The following is a 232-nucleotide window of genomic DNA, read 5'->3' on the forward strand; positions in this document are numbered from 1 at the left end:
TTATCGTCGACAGTCAATTCATCACCCCAGGCTCGCCTTCTCATTACCTCAATCGCCTGGAACCACTGACGCTGTTATCGGCATTGGCCGTGAGTACGCGGCATATCGGCCTGGTGGGTACGCTGACCACGTCCTACAACGCGCCGTATAACGTTGCGCGCCGCCTGGCGTCCCTGGATTTGATCAGCAAAGGCCGCGCCGGCTGGAACGTGGTAACCAGCGGCGATGCCGG

General features: G+C 60.3%; 1 protein-coding gene. It reads left to right on the top strand.

The window, feature by feature from the left end; translation table 11 throughout:
- Window positions 1-232: LLM class flavin-dependent oxidoreductase (locus AC0L20_RS41945; protein WP_473295986.1), on the top strand; the 232-nt coding region annotated here is incomplete at both ends.

Source organism: Bradyrhizobium sp. Kon58 (assembly GCF_055807455.1).